This is a genomic window from Streptomyces sp. GLSS-08 (genome assembly GCF_056387915.1).
The window spans coordinates 23,875-42,437 of sequence record NZ_JBWJAQ010000011.1 but is presented as its reverse complement, the minus strand read 5'-3'; the positions used below and the strand labels follow the sequence as shown (position 1 = coordinate 42,437).

Annotated in this window: 13 protein-coding genes and 3 pseudogenes; 9 read left to right on the top strand and 7 right to left on the bottom strand. The window is 71.2% G+C overall.

Features of this window, described 5'->3' with window-relative positions; translation table 11 throughout:
* Window positions 1-143: 143 nt before the first annotated feature.
* Both groES and groL read left to right on the top strand, forming a co-directional pair.
* Window positions 144-452: a co-chaperone GroES gene (gene groES / locus AC0ZLC_RS20515; protein WP_019066754.1), complete on the top strand. Its 309-nt coding sequence runs from the start codon at window positions 144-146 to the stop codon at window positions 450-452.
* A 112-nt stretch (window positions 453-564) separates the two neighbouring features.
* The gene (groL, locus tag AC0ZLC_RS20510) at window positions 565-2,193 is read left to right on the top strand and encodes a chaperonin GroEL (protein ID WP_476753427.1); all 1,629 of its coding nucleotides are present in this window, start codon (window positions 565-567) and stop codon (window positions 2,191-2,193) included.
* A gap of 134 nt (window positions 2,194-2,327) precedes the next feature.
* Here the strand turns inward: groL and AC0ZLC_RS20505 are convergent.
* From AC0ZLC_RS20505 to AC0ZLC_RS20495, 3 genes and pseudogenes are all read right to left on the bottom strand, one after another.
* Window positions 2,328-2,621, bottom strand: a pseudogene (locus AC0ZLC_RS20505) (ester cyclase); the annotation flags it as partial.
* A 121-nt stretch (window positions 2,622-2,742) separates the two neighbouring features.
* The gene (locus AC0ZLC_RS20500; protein ID WP_476753426.1) at window positions 2,743-3,516 is read right to left on the bottom strand and encodes an SDR family NAD(P)-dependent oxidoreductase; all 774 of its coding nucleotides are present in this window, start codon (window positions 3,514-3,516) and stop codon (window positions 2,743-2,745) included.
* 215 nt (window positions 3,517-3,731) lie between these two features.
* Window positions 3,732-4,401: pseudogene (locus AC0ZLC_RS20495) on the bottom strand (MOSC domain-containing protein).
* 80 nt (window positions 4,402-4,481) lie between these two features.
* Here AC0ZLC_RS20495 and AC0ZLC_RS20490 point away from each other — a divergent pair.
* Complete coding sequence (locus tag AC0ZLC_RS20490; protein ID WP_476753425.1) at window positions 4,482-5,438, top strand: LysR family transcriptional regulator; 957 nt, start codon at window positions 4,482-4,484, stop codon at window positions 5,436-5,438.
* 127 nt (window positions 5,439-5,565) lie between these two features.
* On the opposite strand, the gene AC0ZLC_RS20485 is transcribed toward AC0ZLC_RS20490, so the two are convergent.
* Window positions 5,566-5,898 carry a WhiB family transcriptional regulator gene (locus AC0ZLC_RS20485; protein ID WP_476753424.1) on the bottom strand — a complete coding sequence of 111 codons (333 nt, stop codon included), beginning with the start codon at window positions 5,896-5,898 and terminating at the stop codon, window positions 5,566-5,568.
* Between the two features lie 389 nt (window positions 5,899-6,287).
* On the opposite strand from AC0ZLC_RS20485, the gene AC0ZLC_RS20480 reads away from it, so the two are divergent.
* From AC0ZLC_RS20480 to AC0ZLC_RS20465, 4 genes are all read left to right on the top strand, one after another.
* Window positions 6,288-6,899, top strand: coding sequence for a response regulator transcription factor (locus AC0ZLC_RS20480; protein ID WP_003948568.1), 612 nt, complete (start codon window positions 6,288-6,290; stop codon window positions 6,897-6,899).
* A gap of 280 nt (window positions 6,900-7,179) precedes the next feature.
* Window positions 7,180-7,755 (top strand): sigma-70 family RNA polymerase sigma factor, encoded by a 576-nt coding sequence (locus AC0ZLC_RS20475; RefSeq protein WP_355314556.1) that lies wholly within the window; start codon window positions 7,180-7,182, stop codon window positions 7,753-7,755.
* A 211-nt stretch (window positions 7,756-7,966) separates the two neighbouring features.
* The gene (gene guaB / locus AC0ZLC_RS20470; RefSeq protein ID WP_476753423.1) at window positions 7,967-9,469 is read left to right on the top strand and encodes an IMP dehydrogenase; all 1,503 of its coding nucleotides are present in this window, start codon (window positions 7,967-7,969) and stop codon (window positions 9,467-9,469) included.
* 127 nt (window positions 9,470-9,596) lie between these two features.
* Window positions 9,597-10,721 carry a GuaB3 family IMP dehydrogenase-related protein gene (locus AC0ZLC_RS20465; protein WP_358855243.1) on the top strand — a complete coding sequence of 375 codons (1,125 nt, stop codon included), beginning with the start codon at window positions 9,597-9,599 and terminating at the stop codon, window positions 10,719-10,721.
* 62 nt (window positions 10,722-10,783) lie between these two features.
* Here the strand turns inward: AC0ZLC_RS20465 and AC0ZLC_RS20460 are convergent, their stop codons facing one another.
* Both AC0ZLC_RS20460 and AC0ZLC_RS20455 read right to left on the bottom strand, forming a co-directional pair.
* Entirely contained in the window at window positions 10,784-11,419 is a 636-nt protein-coding gene (locus AC0ZLC_RS20460; RefSeq protein ID WP_476753422.1) for a hypothetical protein, read from the bottom strand.
* Window positions 11,420-11,539: 120 nt separating this feature from the next.
* Window positions 11,540-12,748: a nucleotide sugar dehydrogenase gene (locus tag AC0ZLC_RS20455; protein ID WP_358852838.1), complete on the bottom strand. Its 1,209-nt coding sequence runs from the start codon at window positions 12,746-12,748 to the stop codon at window positions 11,540-11,542.
* 270 nt (window positions 12,749-13,018) lie between these two features.
* Here AC0ZLC_RS20455 and AC0ZLC_RS20450 point away from each other — a divergent pair, with 270 nt between their 5' ends.
* The gene (locus AC0ZLC_RS20450; protein WP_476753421.1) at window positions 13,019-14,725 is read left to right on the top strand and encodes a glycerol-3-phosphate dehydrogenase/oxidase; all 1,707 of its coding nucleotides are present in this window, start codon (window positions 13,019-13,021) and stop codon (window positions 14,723-14,725) included.
* A 112-nt stretch (window positions 14,726-14,837) separates the two neighbouring features.
* Here the strand turns inward: AC0ZLC_RS20450 and AC0ZLC_RS20445 are convergent.
* A pseudogene (locus AC0ZLC_RS20445) lies at window positions 14,838-15,884 on the bottom strand (serine hydrolase domain-containing protein).
* Between the two features lie 343 nt (window positions 15,885-16,227).
* Between AC0ZLC_RS20445 and AC0ZLC_RS20440 the strand changes: the two are divergent.
* A complete protein-coding gene (locus tag AC0ZLC_RS20440; protein WP_476753420.1) occupies window positions 16,228-18,480 on the top strand; it encodes a serine/threonine-protein kinase in 2,253 nt (750 codons plus the stop codon).
* Window positions 18,481-18,563: the final 83 nt, after the last annotated feature.

Here is an 18,563-nt window from a genome sequence, read left to right as displayed (position 1 = left end):
ATCGCGGTCATAGTCTCTGGTCTGGCACTCACCCCTGGAGAGTGCCAATAGCGACGGGCAGGTCCGGCACCCGCGACGACGGATCCACCTGGTCGCCACCTCAGACAGTTGACCCCGAGATCTCCGAAGGGGGAGGTCGGATCGTGACGACCACCAGCTCCAAGGTTGCCATCAAGCCGCTCGAGGACCGCATTGTGGTCCAGCCGCTCGACGCCGAGCAGACCACCGCCTCTGGCCTGGTCATTCCGGACACTGCCAAGGAGAAGCCCCAGGAGGGCGTCGTCCTGGCCGTGGGCCCGGGCCGGTTCGAGAACGGCGAGCGCCTGCCGCTCGACGTGAAGACCGGCGACATCGTGCTGTACAGCAAGTACGGCGGCACCGAGGTGAAGTACAGCGGCGAGGAGTACCTCGTCCTCTCGGCTCGCGACGTGCTCGCGATCATCGAGAAGTAGTTCATCCAAGTTTTGCAGTGAGCTGCGCCCCTGGCCCCCGCGACCTTAATAAGCCGGGCGCTGGGGGCGCAGTTCGTTTCTCCCAAGTTTTCCGAGAGGGCTGAATCGCTCCATGGCGAAGATCCTGAAGTTCGACGAGGACGCCCGTCGCGCCCTTGAGCGCGGCGTCAACAAGCTTGCCGACACGGTGAAGGTGACGATCGGCCCCAAGGGCCGCAACGTCGTCATCGACAAGAAGTTCGGCGCCCCCACCATCACCAACGACGGCGTGACCATCGCCCGCGAGGTCGAGCTCGACGACCCGTACGAGAACCTCGGCGCCCAGCTGGTGAAGGAGGTGGCGACCAAGACCAACGACATCGCGGGTGACGGTACGACCACCGCCACCGTGCTGGCCCAGGCGCTGGTGCGCGAGGGCCTGAAGAACGTCGCCGCCGGCGCGTCGCCCGCCCTCCTCAAGAAGGGCATCGACGCCGCCGTCAAGGCCGTGTCCGAGGAGCTCCTCGCGACCGCCCGGCCGATCGACGAGAAGTCCGACATCGCCGCCGTCGCCGGTCTGTCCGCCCAGGACAGCCAGGTCGGCGAGCTCATCGCCGAGGCGATGGACAAGGTCGGCAAGGACGGTGTCATCACCGTCGAGGAGTCCAACACCTTCGGTCTGGAGCTGGACTTCACCGAGGGCATGGCCTTCGACAAGGGCTACCTGTCGCCGTACATGGTGTCCGACCAGGAGCGTATGGAGGCCGTCCTCGACGACCCGTACATCCTCATCCACCAGGGCAAGATCTCCTCGATCCAGGACCTGCTGCCGCTGCTGGAGAAGGTCATCCAGACCAACGCCTCCAAGCCGCTCCTGATCATCGCCGAGGACGTCGAGGGCGAGGCCCTGTCGACCCTGGTCGTGAACAAGATCCGCGGCACGTTCAACGCCGTCGCGGTGAAGGCCCCCGGCTTCGGCGACCGCCGCAAGGCGATGCTCGGCGACATGGCCACCCTCACCGGTGCCACCGTCATCGCCGAGGAGGTCGGCCTCAAGCTCGACCAGGTCGGCCTGGACGTGCTCGGCACCGCCCGCCGCGTGACCGTCACCAAGGACGACACCACCATCGTCGACGGTGGCGGCAAGTCCGAGGACGTCGTCGGCCGGGTCAACCAGATCAAGGCCGAGATCGAGTCCACGGACTCCGACTGGGACCGCGAGAAGCTCCAGGAGCGCCTCGCGAAGCTCGCCGGCGGCGTGTGCGTGATCAAGGTCGGCGCCGCCACCGAGGTGGAGCTGAAGGAGAAGAAGCACCGTCTCGAGGACGCCATCTCCGCGACCCGCGCCGCGGTCGAGGAGGGCATCGTCTCCGGTGGTGGCTCCGCGCTCGTCCACGCCGTGAAGATCCTCGAGGGCAACCTCGGCAAGACCGGCGACGAGGCCACGGGTGTCGCGGTCGTCCGCAGGGCCGCCGTCGAGCCGCTGCGCTGGATCGCCGAGAACGCCGGCCTCGAGGGTTACGTCATCACCTCCAAGGTCGCCGAGCTCGACAAGGGCCAGGGCTTCAACGCCGCGACCGGCGAGTACGGCGACCTGGTCAAGGCCGGCGTCATCGACCCGGTCAAGGTCACCCGCTCCGCCCTGGAGAACGCCGCGTCCATCGCCTCCCTGCTCCTCACGACCGAGACCCTGGTCGTCGAGAAGCCGGCCGAGGACGAGGGCGACGCGGGCCACGGCCACGGTCACGGCCACTCCCACTGAGGTCGGCAGCACCCGAGGAAGCCCACCCTCCCCGCGGGAAGAGGGAGGACGCCTCGAAGAAGTCCCCCTCCCCCCACCGGGTGAGGGGGGCTTCCCCTTTTCCCGGCCGGCCGCCCGCGGATGCCGCCCGCTCAGAGCTGATCGTCCCGGACCACGTCCAGATCGGTGAACGTCGGCATCTCGTCGCAGAGTGCCACCATGTCCTGGAAGATCCGCTCCGTCTCCGGCATGCCGGAGTTCCGCATCGCCTCCTCGTACGACGGGAACTCCACGATCTCCACGAAGTGGTCCCCGTCGGACCGGTCCCGGCCGATGACGCTGTGCGTCGCGGTCCGCTTCCCCCTGGTCTGTTCGACCCACGTGTCCATCAGCCGGTTCATCTCGTCGAACCGGCTGGTCCTGCAGTCGATGAGCTGTACGAATGTCATGGCGCCGCCTCCGGCCCCCTGGGTCCGGTGGAACACTCCCATCGTCCCACCGGAGCGACGACACCATCCACTCCACGCCCGGGCCGGGCTCCCCGGCGGCACGACCCGCGCGGACGCGCCCCTACTGCGGGCCGTACTTGCGTCCGGTCCTCGACGTGACGCCGCCCAGCAGCGCCCGCGGAGTCACCTTCACCAGGCCCATCAGGGCCTTGTATCGGGGGTCCGGGACGGACAGGGTCCTGCCCCGCGCCAGGTCCGACAGCGCCGACGCGACCAGCTTGTCCGCGTCGAGCCACATCCACTTCGGGATGTTGTCCGTCCCCATCCCGGCCCGCTCGTGGAACTCCGTGCGCACGAACCCGGGGCAGAGCGCCATCAGCCGTACGCCGCTGCCGGCCAGGTCCTTCGCCACGCCCTGCGTGAACTGCACGACCCACGCCTTGGACGCCCCGTACGTACCGCGCGGCACGAAGGCGGCGACCGAGGCGACGTTGACGACACCGCCCCGGCCCCGCTCGCGCATGACCTCCGTGGCCGCCGACGTCAGCCGCAGCACCGCCTCGCAGTGCACCTTGAGCATCTTCAGCTCGTCCGCCGTCGACACGTCGAGGAAGCGGCCCTTGTTGCCGAAGCCGGCGTTGTTGACCAGCAGGTCCACGGGGTTCCGGCGGTCGGCGAGGCGCGCTGCCACCGCCTCGATGCCCTCGTCCGTCGCCAGGTCCGCCGTCAGCACCTCCGCCTCGATGCCGTGCCGGTCGTGCAGCTCGGTGGCCTGCTCGCGCAGCCGCTTGGTGTCCCGCGCCACCAGGACGAGGTTGTGCCCGCCGGCCGCCAGCCGCCGCGCGAAGGCGGCGCCGATGCCCGCGGTCGATCCCGTAATCAAAGCCGTTGTCATGGACCAAGGTTAGTGACCACCGCGGCAGGAGCCCCCGCCCGCCGCCGCCCGTTACCGCACCGTGCCCGGCGGCCCCGCGGCCACGCCCCGGCCGCCGCCCCACCTGCCTTCTCGCCGCCGCACCGCCGCCCGGCCGGTGGCCCCACTGGCGCGCTGCGGCTCCGCCCACCCGGCCGGGCCCGTACCCGCCGGTCTGCCGCACCGGCGCCCCGGCGCTAACGCCCGTACTTCTCCACGTACTTGCGCGCGTCCTCCCGCACCTCCGGATGCAGCGCGTCCGCCGCCGCCAGCAGCCGCGGCAGCAGGGTCCGCTCCAGGGTGACGGCGCGGAACTGGAGCGCCACCGTCACGTCGTGGTTTGGGCGGTGCAGGATCCGGATCGGGTCGCCCGCGCTGATCTCACCCGGCCGTACCACCCGCAGATACGCGCCCTGGCGCACCCCGCCGGGTGAAGCGCTTCACCCAGCCCTGCTCGCCGAGGTGGCCCTGGAAGGTACGGCAGGGGATGCGCCCGCAGGTCACCTCAAGGACGACGTCGGGACCCACGCCCCACCGCTCGCCCACGCGGGCGCCGGACACGTCGAGTCCCGACGTGGTCAGGTTCTCTCCGAACGCGCCGTTGGCCAGCGGGCGGTCCAGCTCCCGCTCCCACTCGTCGAGGTCCTCGCGCGCGAACGCGTACACCGCCTGGTCGTCCCCGCCGTGATGGCGCTTCTCGCACACGGCGTCCCCGGCCAGTCCGCCGGCGCCGACCCCCTTGGGCCCCGGGGCCGCGACCCGCACGGGCCCGTCCACCGGCCGCTTGTCGATGCCGGTCAGGCCCTCCGGCTGATCCGTGTAGGTGACCGCCCGCGCCCGGCCGATGTTCAGTGACAGAAGCTTCATGGCGGCACGTTAGGCGACCGGGAGCCAAAGCGTCGACGCAGTATTCGGCGCCCTACCCAAGCGTCGCTTATGCTCGGAGGGTGATCGAGGCCCGTCATCTCCGTGTCCTGCGCGCCGTGGCCGCCACCGGCTCGTTCTCGGCGGCGGGGCGCGCACTGGGCTGCACCCAGCCCGCCGTCAGCCAGCAGATGAAGGCCCTGGAGTCCTCCGTCGGTACGCCGCTGCTGATCCGCACCGGCCGGGAGATGCGCCTCACCCAGGCCGGCGAGGCCCTCGTGCGCCATGCGGCGGGCATCCTCGCCGGGCTGACCGCCGCGGAGGAGGAGGTGGCCGCCATCGCCGGACTGCGCGCGGGCCGCGTCCGGCTCGTCTCCTTCCCGAGCGGCAGCTCCACCCTGGTACCGACCGCGCTCGCAGCGCTGCGCGCCGACCACCCCGGCACCCGCGTCTCCCTGGAGGAGGCAGAACCGCCGCGCTCGGTGGAGATGCTGCGCGAGGGTGACTGCGACATCGCGCTCGCCTTCCGCTACGAGGGAGCGGCGGCCACCGAGGAGTGGCACGACCTGGTCGTGCGGCCGCTGCTGGTGGACCGGCTCGTCGGGCTCGTCCCCGAAGGGCACCGACTGGGGACGGCGGAGTCGGTCGCCATGGGAGATCTCGCCGGCGAGCCGTGGATCGCGGGCTGCCCGCGCTGCCGCGGCCAGCTGATCGAGGCCTGCGAGAGCGCCGGCTTCGTGCCCCGCATCGACTTCGCCACCGACGACTACCCGGCGGTGGTCGGCCTGGTCGGCGCGGGCCTCGGGGTCGCGGTCCTTCCCGAACTGGCCGTGGAGTCGGTACGCGCCAAGGGAGTACGCACAGTGACGGTGGAACCCCCGGTGCGGCGGGAGATCGTGGCGCTCACGCTGCCGGACCTCGCGCAGGTGCCCGCGGTGGCGGCGACCCTCGACCGGCTCGCCCGGGCCGCGGCCCGCCAGGGCCGGGCGGCAGCTCACGCCGGGGCCCGCCGAGACGGCGGCGCGGCAAAGAACCGCTGAGGCGGGCGGCGGCGCAAAAAAGGACCGCCGAGGCAGCGGCGGCGCAAAAGAGGACCGCCGAGGCAGGCGGCGGCGCACCAAAAGCAGGGGCACGCCCGCGCGTGCCCGTCTTTGGAGAAACGTTCCTTCAGTTGTGCGACGGTGCGGCGGGGCCGCCGCTGCTCGTTGCCGTGACCAGCCGGTTGCGGGCGCGTCCCATCAGCTCTTCGCGCTCGTCCTCGGTCAGTCCGCCCCATACGCCGTACGGTTCGCGCACCGCCAAGGCGTGGGCCGCGCACTGGGCGCGCACGGGGCACCTCATGCAGACCTCTTTGGCCGAGTTCTCGCGAGCGCTCCGTGCCGCACCCCGCTCGCCCTCCGGATGGAAGAAGAGCGAGCTGTCGACCCCGCGGCAGGCCGCGAGGAGCTGCCAGTCCCAGAGGTCCGCGTTCGGACCGGGAAGGCGGGAGAAATCTGCCATTGCGTGTCCCCTTGTTGCCGTTCTGGGCTGGTATGTGCCCATCGACCGTACATCTACGATCTAAGGAGATGAAAATATGACTCATTGCGAATCTAGCCGTAGACACCAGCAAAAGGGAAGAAAACCGGCTAAATGGGGCATGGGTTGTGATGAAACGTTGAGGGTCCGTGGCGCATGTCTGCACCGTGTCCGCCCCCTCACGTAGAGTGCCGAAGATGGTGGACGGCCCCGTAACTCTTTCGAGTGACCATCGTTGAGAGTGCGAGGCGGTTGAAGGAACAAGCGCTCGGGCAGACGGCAGAATCCGTCCACGAGTGTCGACCGCACAGGTGACGATTCGTACCAGCCTGGAGGCTCAAGGTGACGCGCATCAGCTGCGGAGGGCGGTCATGACATCCGTCCTCGTCTGCGACGACTCCCCGCTCGCCCGAGAGGCGCTCCGCCGCGCGGTGGCTACCGTGCCCGGCGTCGAGCGCGTGACGACTGCGGCCAACGGCGAGGAAGTCCTCCGCCGCTGGGGCGCCGACCGCTCGGACCTGATTCTGATGGACGTACGCATGCCCGGTCTGGGCGGCGTCGAGACGGTCCGGCGGCTGCTCTCCGCCGATCCGGGTGCCCGCATCATCATGCTCACCGTCGCCGAGGACCTGGACGGTGTGGCGCTCGCCGTCGCCGCCGGTGCCCGCGGCTATCTGCACAAGGACGCCTCGCGCGCCGAACTGCGGGCCACGGTGACGCAGGCACTCGCCGACCCGACCTGGCGGCTCGCCCCGCGTCGGCTGCGGTCGGCCGAGATGGGTGCCGCGCCGACGCTCACGGCGCGTGAGATCCAGGTCCTGGAGGGCATGAGCCACGGCCGCTCCAACGCGGAGATCGGCCGGGAGCTGTTCCTCTCCGAGGACACCGTCAAGACGCACGCCCGCCGGCTCTTCAAGAAGCTGGGCGCCTCGGACCGCGCGCACGCCGTGGCGCTCGGTTTCCGGTGGGGCCTGGTCCGCTAGGTGAGCTGCTGCGGGACGGCGCTCCCCACCTGCCGTTCGGCGCCTCCCGCCCGCCGCGCGGCGGGCGGGGCCGGGCCGTCCGACAGGGTCCCTCCGGTGCCCGGCCCCCGTTTCCCGGCGGATGCCGCATCCTTGAGGTGTGGAGTTCCTCGGGGACGAGTCGGTCGAGCGGAAGGGGAGGGCGCAGGAGATGAGTTCCGGCGCACCTACTCATAACGCTTCGGTGCACAACTATGGACGCGGTGCCACGGATCGGACGACGCCGAGGCACCATGGATTGATGCGCGACGACGAGACGACGGTGATCGGTGCGCTCGTCCATCGCGCGGTCGACGGCGACGAGCAGGCGACACACGACCTGCTCGCTCACGTACACCCTCTCGCTCTGCGGTACTGCCGCGCCCGTCTTTCCCGGCTACCGGGCGACGCGCGGCACTTCGTGGAGGACCTGGCGCAGGAGGTCTGCGTCGCGGTGCTGCTGGCCCTGCCGCGCTACAAGGACACCGGGCGCCCCTTCGAGGCCTTCGTCTTCGCCATCGCCGCGCACAAGGTCGCCGACCTGCAGCGCGCCGCGATGCGGCACCCCGGTTCGACGGCCGTGCCCTCGGACGAGATGCCCGAGCGCCCCGACGACTCGCTCGGCCCCGAGGAGCGTGCCCTGCTCAGCAGCGATGCCGAGTGGGCCAAGAAACTCCTGGCCAACCTCCCCGAGAACCAGCGGGAACTGCTCCTGCTGAGGATCGCGGTGGGTCTCACGGCCGAGGAGACCGGACAGATGTTGGGAATGTCACCCGGTGCGGTCCGCGTGGCCCAGCACCGGGCCCTGAGCCGCCTGCGGGCGCTGGCGGAGCAGTAGCGGCTCCCCGGTGGTGCCGGCGGCTCGTCCCGCCGGACGCCTCCGCCTTCGGCGGGCCGGTGCCGGGTTCCGGCCGGCGGGTGAACGGCTGCCCCGCCGGTTCCGTACGAAGCTACGAAGCCGACGGGCGTCCGGAACCGTGGAATGAGAGAGCCATGCTTCCCGTTAGCATGGACATCCGCACCGATCAAGGCCATTTGGGGAAGGTGTCATGACTGCGAACGTCGACGGAGTGCCCGGAAAATTCGCGACACTCGGGCTGACCTACGACGACGTGCTGCTGCTGCCGGGTGCATCCGAGGTGCTCCCCAACGCGGTCGACACCTCGTCCCGCATCTCCCGCAACGTACGGGTGAACATCCCGCTGCTGTCCGCGGCGATGGACAAGGTGACCGAGTCCCGCATGGCGATCTCGATGGCCCGCCAGGGCGGCGTCGGCGTGCTGCACCGCAACCTGTCGGTCGAGGACCAGGTCAACCAGGTCGACCTCGTGAAGCGCTCCGAGTCCGGCATGGTCACCGACCCCATCACCGTGCACCCGGACGCCACGCTGGCCGAGGCCGACGCCCTGTGCGCCAAGTTCCGCATCAGCGGAGTCCCGGTCACCGACGGCAACAAGAAGCTGCTCGGCATCGTCACCAACCGCGACATGGCCTTCGAGAACGATCGCTCCCGCCAGGTGCGCGAGGTCATGACCCCGATGCCGCTGGTCACCGGCAAGGTCGGCATCTCCGGTGCCGACGCCATGGAGCTGCTGCGCCGCCACAAGATCGAGAAGCTGCCCCTGGTCGACGAGGCGGGTGTTCTCAAGGGCCTCATCACGGTCAAGGACTTCGTCAAGGCCGAGCAGTACCCGCACGCCGCGAAGGACGCCGAGGGCCGGCTGCTCGTCGGTGCCGCCGTGGGCGCCAGCCCCGAGGCGCTGGAGCGGGCCCAGGCGCTCGCCGAGGCCGGTGTGGACTTCCTCGTCGTCGACACCTCGCACGGCCACAACAGCAACGCCCTCAACTGGATGGCGAAGATCAAGTCCAGCGTGAACGTCGACGTGATCGGCGGCAACGTCGCCACGCGTGACGGCGCGCAGGCGCTGATCGACGCCGGCGTCGACGGCATCAAGGTCGGCGTGGGCCCCGGCTCGATCTGTACCACCCGCGTGGTCGCCGGCATCGGCGTCCCGCAGGTCACCGCCATCTACGAGGCCGCCCTCGCGGCGCGTCCCGCGGGCATCCCGGTCATCGGCGACGGCGGCCTGCAGTACTCCGGCGACATCGGCAAGGCACTGGCCGCCGGCGCCGACACGGTGATGCTGGGCAGCCTCCTGGCCGGCTGCGAGGAATCGCCCGGCGAGCTGCAGTTCATCAACGGCAAGCAGTTCAAGTCGTACCGCGGCATGGGCTCGCTCGGCGCCATGCAGTCCCGCGGCCAGGGCCGGTCGTACTCGAAGGACCGCTACTTCCAGGCCGAGGTGGCCGCCGACGACAAGCTCGTGCCCGAGGGCATCGAGGGCCAGGTGCCCTACCGCGGCCCCCTCGCCAACGTGCTGCACCAGCTCGTCGGCGGTCTGCGCCAGACCATGGGCTACGTGGGCGCGGCCAGCATCGGGGAGATGGAGTCCAAGGGCCGCTTCGTGCGGATCACCTCGGCCGGTCTCAAGGAGAGCCACCCGCACGACATCCAGATGACGGTCGAGGCGCCGAACTACAGCCGTAAGTGAGCCCCACGCGCGCCTGAAGCACGCGTCGATGTGCGATCGAGAGCGGTCCCGGAGGTTCCGGGGCCGCTCTCGGCGTGGGCGTCGGGGATACTGGAAGGCGCTGAAACGCAGAGGAAAGGCCACACACGTGACTGAGATCGAGATCGGGCGCGGCAAGCGCGGCCGCCGGGCGTACGCCTTCGACGACATCGCCGTCGTCCCGAGCCGCCGGACCCGGGACCCGAAGGAGGTCTCGATCGCCTGGCAGATCGACGCCTACCGCTTCGAGCTGCCGTTCCTGGCCGCCCCCATGGACTCCATCGTCTCCCCGGCCACCGCGATCCGCATCGGTGAGCTGGGCGGCCTGGGCGTCCTCAACCTCGAGGGCCTGTGGACGAGGTACGAGGACCCGCAGCCGCTGCTGGACGAGATCGGCGAGCTGGACGCGGACACCGCGACCCGCCGCCTCCAGGAGATCTACGCGGCTCCCATCAAGGAGGAGCTGATCGGGCAGCGCATCAAGGAGGTGCGCGACTCGGGCGTGGTCACCGCCGCCGCGCTGTCCCCGCAGCGCACGGCCCAGTTCTCCAAGGCAGTCGTGGACGCGGGCGTGGACATCTTCGTCATCCGCGGTACGACGGTGTCGGCCGAGCACGTCTCCGGTGCCGCCGAACCGCTGAACCTGAAGCAGTTCATCTACGAGCTGGACGTCCCGGTGATCGTCGGCGGCTGCGCCACGTACACCGCCGCCCTGCACCTGATGCGCACGGGCGCGGCCGGCGTGCTGGTCGGCTTCGGCGGCGGCGCCGCGCACACCACGCGCAACGTCCTCGGCATCCAGGTCCCGATGGCGACCGCGGTGGCGGACGTCGCCGCGGCCCGCCGGGACTACATGGACGAGTCCGGCGGCCGCTACGTGCACGTCATCGCGGACGGCGGCGTCGGCTGGTCCGGCGACCTGCCCAAGGCCATCGCCTGCGGGGCCGACGCGGTGATGATGGGCTCCCCGCTGGCGCGCGCCACGGACGCGCCCGGCCGGGGCCACCACTGGGGCATGGAGGCGGTGAACGAGGAGCTGCCGCGCGGCAAGAAGGTCGACCTCGGCACCGTCGGCACGATCGAGGAGATCCTCGCCGGTCCCTCGCACATCCCGGACGGCTCCATGAACATCTTCGGTGCCCTCCGCCGTGCCATGGCCACCACCGGCTACAGCGAGCTCAAGGAGTTCCAGCGCGTGGAGGTCACGGTCGCGGACGCGCAGCACAAGCGCTAGTCCCGCATGCGAAAGGGCCCGGTCACCGTGCGGTGACCGGGCCCTTTCGCATGCCGAACCGGTTACTGACCGGCCTTCTTGGCGCTGGAGAAGGCCACGTACGCGGCGATGGCGAAGAAGACGAACGTCAGCGGATCGGAGTCGGCCTTCCACGCCTCCTGCACCGCGTCGAAGTGGTCGAAGAAGAGCTCGCTGAAGTCCACGCCCAGGTCCTTCGCGCCGATCATGGCCTCGCCGATCAGCTGGCCGAGGTAGACCGCGCCCGCGGACAGCACGACGCTGACCACCGGCAGGACCGGGTTGCGTCCGCCGACGCGGCCCGCGGCGAGGCCGGTGAGGAAGCCGACGCCGACCGCCGCCCAGCCGATCTCGTGCTTCGTGAGGCCGATGACCACGCCGTACGCGACGGCCGCGACCAGCGCGGTGCCGACGGCGGCGGCGAGTCCGAGGCCGAGGTTGGCCCGGGCCGGAGCGGACGGGGCCATCGGGGCCATCGGGAAGCCCGGTGCGCCCTGCTGCTGCGGGAAGCCGGGGACGGGCGCTCCTTGCGGGGCGTCCGCGGGGCCCGGCCCGGCCGCGAACGGGTTCCCGGTTCCGGGGGCGCCGGCATACGGGTTCCCGGTCCCGGGGGCACCCGCGTACGGGTTCCCGGACTGCTCGGCCGGTGGAACGGGCGGCGGCGTGGACGGCGTGCTCATGTGGATCCCCCCAGGGACAGCAGCGCACAGCGGGTGCGCCGGAAACGCGAGCGCACGTGCGTGCGAGCTGCCGCACACTAGCAGGCCCGGGGCGTACTCCGTACGGGGATTTCCCGGTGGTCAGAGCCGGTGCGCCGCCCCGGTCGGCGTGGCTCCCCGGGTGTCCAGGAGGAGCTGGGCCTTCACGGACAGGCCCTGGAGGTCGTACGTGCGGTGCTGCTGGAGCAGGATCGTCAGATCGGCGTCGGCCGCGGCCTCGTACAGCGAGTCGGCGCGGGGGATGGGGCGGTCCAGAACGCTCCAGGCGGGGATCAACGGGTCGTGATAGCTGACGGACGCGCCGAGTTCCATGAGACGCAGGGCGATCTCGTGGGCGGGGGAGCCCTGCTGGTCGGCGAGGTCCTGCTTGTACGTGACGCCGAGGAGCAGCACGCGCGCGCCGCGGGCCGACTTCCCGTGCTCGTTGAGGAGGGTCGCGGCCCGCTGGATGACGTACTGCGGCATGTGGTCGTTGACCTGCTGGGCCAGTTCGACCATGCGCAGGGTGCGGCCGGAGCGGCCCCGCAGGTCCTGGGCGACGCCGTGGCCGCCGACGCCCGGTCCGGGCCGGAAGGCCTGGAAGCCGAACGGCTTGGTCTCCGCGCAGCGGATGACGTCCCACAGGTCGACGCCCAGGTCGTGGCAGAGCACGGCCATCTCGTTCACCAGGGCGATGTTGACGTGCCGGAAGTTGGTCTCGAGCAGTTGTACGGTCTCCGCCTCGCGTGGTCCACGCGCGCGTACGACCTTGTCGGTGAGGCGTCCGTAGAAGGCGGCGGCCGACTCGGTGCAGGCGGGGGTGAGGCCGCCGATGACCTTCGGGGTGCTGGACGGGTGGAAGTCGCGGTTGCCGGGGTCGACCCGGCTGGGGGAGTACGCGAGGTGGAAGTCGCGGCCGGCGCGCAGCCCGGAGCCCTCCTCCAGCAGGGGGCGCAGGAAGTCCTCCGTGGTCCCGGGGTGCACGGCGGACTCCAGAATCACCGTGGTGTGCGGGCGCAGCCGGGCGGCCAGGGTGCGGGCGGCGGCGGCCACCTGGCCCAGGTCCGGCGCTCCGTCCGCGCCCCGGGGCGTGGGCGCGCAGATGACCGCCGTGCGCACCCGGCCGAGCTCGGCCGGGTTGGTGGTCGGCCGGAAGCCTCCCGAGTGCATCCGGCGCAGTTCGGCGGCGGTGAGCGAGCCGCCCTCGGGTCCGGTCTTGTAGCCGAGGGTGGGGATGCCGGCGGCGACGGCGGCCTGGGCCAGGGGCAGGCCGAGATGACCGAGTCCGATGACGGCGAGATCTGCGGGCATGGCGTGGGCCGTCCTTCCCAGTAGCCGTAGTGGGACAGGTGTGCAAGCCCTGTGGACAGAACGGGCGAGCGCAATGTCAGACTAGGAGTAAATATGACCGATATGCGGGATTCTTTGGCTGTGTTTTCTCGTGAGTCCCCGATCGATGTCCACAGGCGGCCGGGCCGGCGGTGGCCGAAGGTGGGCAACAAGGTCAGAATTTGGGCATGGGGTGAGAGCCGGGCTTCGCCGGACGGGTGCGGCCAGCGCAACGGATAGCGGGAGGCAGCGGTGAGGACAGCGACACTGGGGCCGGCGGAGCGCGCCGAGTCACTTGCGGGATTGGCCGAGCGTGAACTGGACATCCTGGTCGTAGGCGCGGGCGTGGTCGGTGCGGGCACCGCGCTCGACGCCGTGACACGCGGCCTGTCGACGGGGTTGGTCGAGGCGCGCGACTGGGCGTCCGGCACCTCCAGCAGGTCCAGCAAGCTGATCCATGGCGGCCTGCGATATCTGGAGATGCTCGACTTCACACTGGTGCGCGAGGCCCTCAAGGAGCGCGGACTGCTTCTGGAACGGCTCGCGCCGCACCTCGTGAAGCCGGTGCCGTTCCTCTACCCGTTGCAGCACAAGGGCTGGGAGCGGTTGTACGCCGGCTCGGGCGTCGCCCTGTACGACGCGATGTCGATGGCCCGCGGACACGGCCGCGGCCTTCCCGGCCACCGCCACCTGACCCGTCGCCACGCACTGCGCGTCGCCCCCGCCCTGAAGAAGGACGCGCTGGTGGGCGCCCTGCAGTACTACGACGCGCAGATGGACGACGCCCGCTATGTCGCCACGCTGGTGCGCACGGCGGCCGCCTACGGCGCGAAGGTCGCCAACCGCGCGAAGGTGACCGGCTTCCTGCGCGAAGGCGAACGCGTCGTCGGCGCCCGGGTGCACGACCTCGAAACCGGCGGGGAGTACGCAATCCACGCCAAGCAGGTGGTGAACGCGACGGGTGTGTGGACGGACGACACCCAGGCGATGGTCGGGGAGCGCGGGCAGTTCCACGTACGGGCGTCCAAGGGCATCCATCTGGTCGTACCGAAGGACCGCATCAACTCGACGACCGGTCTGATCCTGCGCACCGAGAAGTCCGTGCTCTTCGTCATCCCGTGGGGGCGGCACTGGATCGTCGGGACCACCGACACCGACTGGGACCTCGACAAGGCGCACCCGGCGGCCTCCAGCGCCGACATCGACTACCTCCTGGAGCACGTCAACTCGGTCCTGGCCCTGCCCCTCACCCGCGACGACGTCGAGGGTGTCTACGCGGGACTGCGCCCGCTGCTCGCCGGTGAGTCGGACGCCACCAGCAAACTCTCGCGCGAGCACACCGTGGCGCATCCGGTGCCGGGTCTCGTGGTCGTCGCGGGCGGCAAGTACACGACGTACCGCGTCATGGCCAAGGACGCCGTGGACGAGGCGGTGCACGGCCTCGACCAGCGTGTCGCCGAGTGCGTCACCGAGGACATCCCCCTCGTCGGCGCCGAGGGCTACCGGGCCAGGTGGAACGCCCGAGCGCGGATCGCCGCCGACACCGGGATCCACGTCGTGCGCGTGGAGCACCTGCTGAACCGGTACGGGTCGCTCGCCGACGAACTGCTCGACCTCATCGCCGCCGACTCCTCACTCGGCGCGCCCCTCCAGGGCGCCGACGACTATCTGCGCGCGGAGGTCGTCTACGCCGCCTCGCACGAGGGTGCGCGCCACCTCGACGACGTGCTGACCCGGCGGACACGCATCTCGATCGAGACCTTCGACCGGGGCACGCGCTGCGCCCGTGAGGCGGCCGAGCTGATGGCGCCGGTCCTCGGCTGGGACAAGGACCAGATCGAGCGCGAGATCGAGCACTACGAGAAGCGGGTCGAGGCGGAACGGGAGTCGCAGCGCCAGCCCGACGACCTGACGGCGGACGCGGCACGGCTGGGAGCGCCGGACATCGCGGCTCGGTAGGGGGTGTGGCGGTGGGGCGTGTTCCGGCGCCCCGGCGGCCTCGGCCGTGCCCGGCGTGGATTCACTCGAACGGGTGTCGTGAGCTGGGATATCTGCTCGGGGACCAACCGTTCTACGAGGTGCGGGGGCAGAACTCGGCGGCGAGCAGGGCCGGTTCGAGGTCCGGGTCTGCGATCCCGTCCGTGTTCACCCGGAAGGTGAGGACACGACGGCCGTCGGCGGTCGCTGCGGTGCGCACGTAGCTGCCGGATATTCGGCCGTTGTGTCCCCATACCGTGGTGCCGCACGGCAGCGTCACCGGATAGAGCCCCATGCCGTACCTGCCCTGTGCGGTACGGGTGTCGAGCATCTCGCGCAGCAGGGCCGGCGGGAGCAGCTCACCGCCCAGCAGGGCCGCGTAGAAGCGGTTCAGGTCGGCAAGCGTGCTGACCAGCTCGCCCGACGCGCCGGCCACGCGCGGGTCGAGCTCGGTGACGTCGCTCCCGTCGGCGGCGTGGGCGCGGCCGTGCGGGGAGGGGAGGGAGACGCGGGCGCCGGGGAAGGAAGTGCCCGTCAGACGGAGGGGGTGAGGACGCGCCGCCGGACCTCGATGGCGTACGTGTGGCCGGTGACCTGACGGACGACCAGTCCGAGCAGGACGTAATTGGTGTTGGAGTAGGCGAAGCGGCCGCGGTGGGCCGGGGGGGTGGGTGAAGGCGATGCGCAGAGCTTGAAGCGGGGTGACGGGGGCGGCACCCCTGGTCTCCGCCGTGAAGTCGTACAGACCGCTGGTGTGGGTGAGCAGGGCGCGCAGGGTGAGCGCGCGACCGTCGTTGCCCGCTCCGTGCACCAGTCCCGGCAGGTGTTCCGCCACGGAGTCAGAAAGGGACAGCCGGTGCTCGGCGGCCAGTTGCAGCACGACGGTCGCGAGGAACGTCTTGGTGATGCTGCCCGCGCGGAAGTGGTCGCGGCTGCTGATGGCGGCACCGGCCCGGGAGCCGGCGGCCGGGGACACGGCACCGGACGCGGCCGGGCTCCGCGGTGCGGACGTGGCGTCAGGTTCCGGAGGGGCGCCCCGGACTGAGGTGGTGTCCGATCCGGGTGCGGTCCAGGGGAAGGAAGGGGTGGTGTCGGTGACGGCTTCGGCGTGGGCGTAGCGGGTACCCGTCTCCTCGCGGATGAGGAGGGCCGCGGCCGGGGCCCTTCCCCGGGAGACGAGCAAAGTCAGGGCGGTGTCCGCGGCGGCGCTCGCGTCGGCGGGGAACCGGCCGGGGTGAGGCCGAGCAGAACGGCGGTCACCGGAATGGTCACGAGTGTCCGGCGTGTCCGGAGCAGCGGCATCGCGGTCCTCCCTTGTCGGGGGCCCATGATGCGGGACGAACGGAGCCGTGCGGCAGGCGGTCTCCCGGGTCGGCCGCACCGAAGCCGGGTCCTGCCCCGGTCCCGGGGCACCCTGGGCGTCGGGTGGTCCATGCGTGAGGGACAATGAAGGCTCTGTCGGGGCGGGTTGCATGAGGGGACGCATGTCGGAGGCGGAGCGGGCGGGAGCATCCCGTCAGGACAAGAGCGGACGTCTCCTCGCCGGGCGGTACCGGCTGGGAGACGTACTCGGCCGCGGCGGCATGGGCACGGTGTGGCGCGCCCAGGACGAAACCCTGAGCCGCACGGTGGCCGTCAAGGAGCTGCGGTTCCCGTCGAGCATCGACGAGGACGAGAAGCGGCGGCTGATCACACGGACGCTGCGCGAGGCCAAGGCGATCGCCCGGATCCGGAACCACGGCGCGGTCACCGTGTACGACGTGGTCGACGAGGACGACCGGCCCTGGATCGTGATGGAGCTCATCGAGGGCAAGTCCCTCGCCGAGGTCATCCGCGAGGACGGGCTGCTGACGCCGAGGCGGGCGGCGGAGGTCGGTCTGGCGATCCTCGACGTGCTGCGGGCGGCGCACCGTGAGGGCATTCTGCACCGGGACGTGAAGCCGTCGAACGTGCTGATGTCCGAGGACGGCCGGGTCGTACTGACCGACTTCGGTATCGCGCAGGTGGAGGGCGACCCGTCCATCACCTCGACCGGCATGCTCGTCGGCGCGCCCTCGTACATCTCGCCCGAGCGGGCGCGCGGCCACAAGCCCGGCCCCGCGGCCGACCTCTGGTCGCTCGGCGGACTGCTGTACGCGGCGGTGGAAGGCGTGCCGCCGTACGACAGGGGTTCCGCGATCGCGACGCTCACCGCGGTGATGACCGAGCCGGTGGAGCAGCCCAAGCACGCGGGACCGCTGGAGAAGGTGATCTACGGTCTGCTGGCCAAGGATCCCGAGCAGCGGCTCGACGACGCGGGCGCGCGGGCGATGCTCACCGAGGTGCTGCGGCAAAAGCCGACGTCCCGGGAGGCCGGGTCCGAGCCGGTGGACGCGACGAAGGTCGTGGCGCTGCCCCCGGTCCCGGAGGACTCGGACCGGGGCGGTTCGGGCGGCAGGCGCGGCGAGGACGCGGGCGAACGGCTGCGCGGGGCATTGCGTTCCCTGGGGAAGGTGGCGGGAGCGGCCGCGGTCACCGCACGCGCCAAGTCCGGATCCACGGGCACGTCCGGTTCCGCGGCGGTTCCCGGGGCCAAGGGGGCCGACGGGGCCGCGGGTGCGGGAGGTGCGGCGTCGGCCGGGGCGGACACGCCGGCGTCCGGTGAGTCCGGTCCCGGTGCGGCCGACTCCGGCAAGGCCGGTTCGGGTACGGCGTCCGGTTCGGGTACGGCGTCCGGTTCGGGTACGGCGTCCGGTTCGGGTACGGCGCTTGCGGCGGGCGCGGGCGCGGCGGGCTCCGTCGCGGGCCGGTCCGGTGACGCCGGTGCGGGCGAATCCGCGGGCGGCGTGACGGCGTCGGCCTTCGCGTCCGAGAGCGGCAAGTCCCGTACGCGGGATGCCGCGGAGGGGCCGGACAAGGAGAGCGCGGGACGGACGTCGGGCTGGCCCGAGGTGCCCCCCGCGCCTGCGCGGCCCGCGCCCAAGGCGGCTCCGCTGACCGACGTGGTGCCGCGGCGGACGCTGGTGCTCACGGCGGTGGTCGTGGTCCTCGCCATCATCGGTACCGTGCTGGCCCTGACCCTCGGGGGCGGTGACGGCGATGCCGGTGACAGCAAGAGCGGCGGCACCAAGACCTCGTCCGGCGGGACGGACGCGGGCAGCGCCGACAAGGACAAGGGGTCCGGCGCCGGCGCGGACGGCGACGACAAGTCCCCGTCGGCCACGGCCTCTCAGAAGCCGGGCGCGGGCGGGAGCCCCGACAGCACGCCGAGCGGGGACGCGTCGGACGACAAGGGCGGCAAGGACGACACGAAGTCGGACGACAGCACCGCCGTACAGACGTACAAGGCGGGGCAAGGGTTCTCCATAGGCCTGCCGAAGGGATGGAAGTACCAGTCCACGGGCGCGGCGGGGTCCCGCTTCAGCGGCCCGGACGGGCAGAAGCTCCTGGTCGGCTGGACGTCCACGCCCAAGAACGACCCGGTCGCGGACTGGAAGAACCAGGAGCGGTACATGGTCCGCTCGCAGTACAAGCGCATCCGTATAGAGAAGGTGGACTACCGCGGCTGGAACACGGCCGACTGGGAGTTCACCTACGTGGAGGGCGGGACGAAGTACCGGTCCACAGACCGCGGATTCGTCGTCAACTCGCATCAGGGATACGGACTCATGTACACCGCGAAGGACGCCAAGTGGGACAGCGCCCTGCGCAAGAGCACCTGGCGGACGCTTACGACGACGTTCAAGCCGAAGTCGTGACGCCGCGGCGGGGGCGCCGCGGGTGGACAGACCGGTGCCGGTTGTTCACCCGCGCGCGGCCGGGGACGAGTTCGCGGGCCTGA

Excerpts from the sequence above, each read along its gene's own strand:
- AC0ZLC_RS20500 (WP_476753426.1), bottom strand. The coding sequence starts at position 3,516 with ATGACAACGGCTTTGATTACGGGATCGACCGCGGGCATCGGCGCCGCC.
- AC0ZLC_RS20440 (WP_476753420.1), top strand. The coding sequence starts at position 16,228 with ATGTCGGAGGCGGAGCGGGCGGGAGCATCCCGTCAGGACAAGAGCGGA.
- AC0ZLC_RS20480 (WP_003948568.1), top strand. The coding sequence starts at position 6,288 with ATGACATCCGTCCTCGTCTGCGACGACTCCCCGCTCGCCCGAGAGGCG.
- AC0ZLC_RS20475 (WP_355314556.1), top strand. The coding sequence starts at position 7,180 with ATGCGCGACGACGAGACGACGGTGATCGGTGCGCTCGTCCATCGCGCG.
- AC0ZLC_RS20460 (WP_476753422.1), bottom strand. The coding sequence starts at position 11,419 with ATGAGCACGCCGTCCACGCCGCCGCCCGTTCCACCGGCCGAGCAGTCC.
- guaB (WP_476753423.1), top strand. The coding sequence starts at position 7,967 with ATGACTGCGAACGTCGACGGAGTGCCCGGAAAATTCGCGACACTCGGG.
- groL (WP_476753427.1), top strand. The coding sequence starts at position 565 with ATGGCGAAGATCCTGAAGTTCGACGAGGACGCCCGTCGCGCCCTTGAG.
- AC0ZLC_RS20485 (WP_476753424.1), bottom strand. The coding sequence starts at position 5,898 with ATGGCAGATTTCTCCCGCCTTCCCGGTCCGAACGCGGACCTCTGGGAC.
- AC0ZLC_RS20455 (WP_358852838.1), bottom strand. The coding sequence starts at position 12,748 with ATGCCCGCAGATCTCGCCGTCATCGGACTCGGTCATCTCGGCCTGCCC.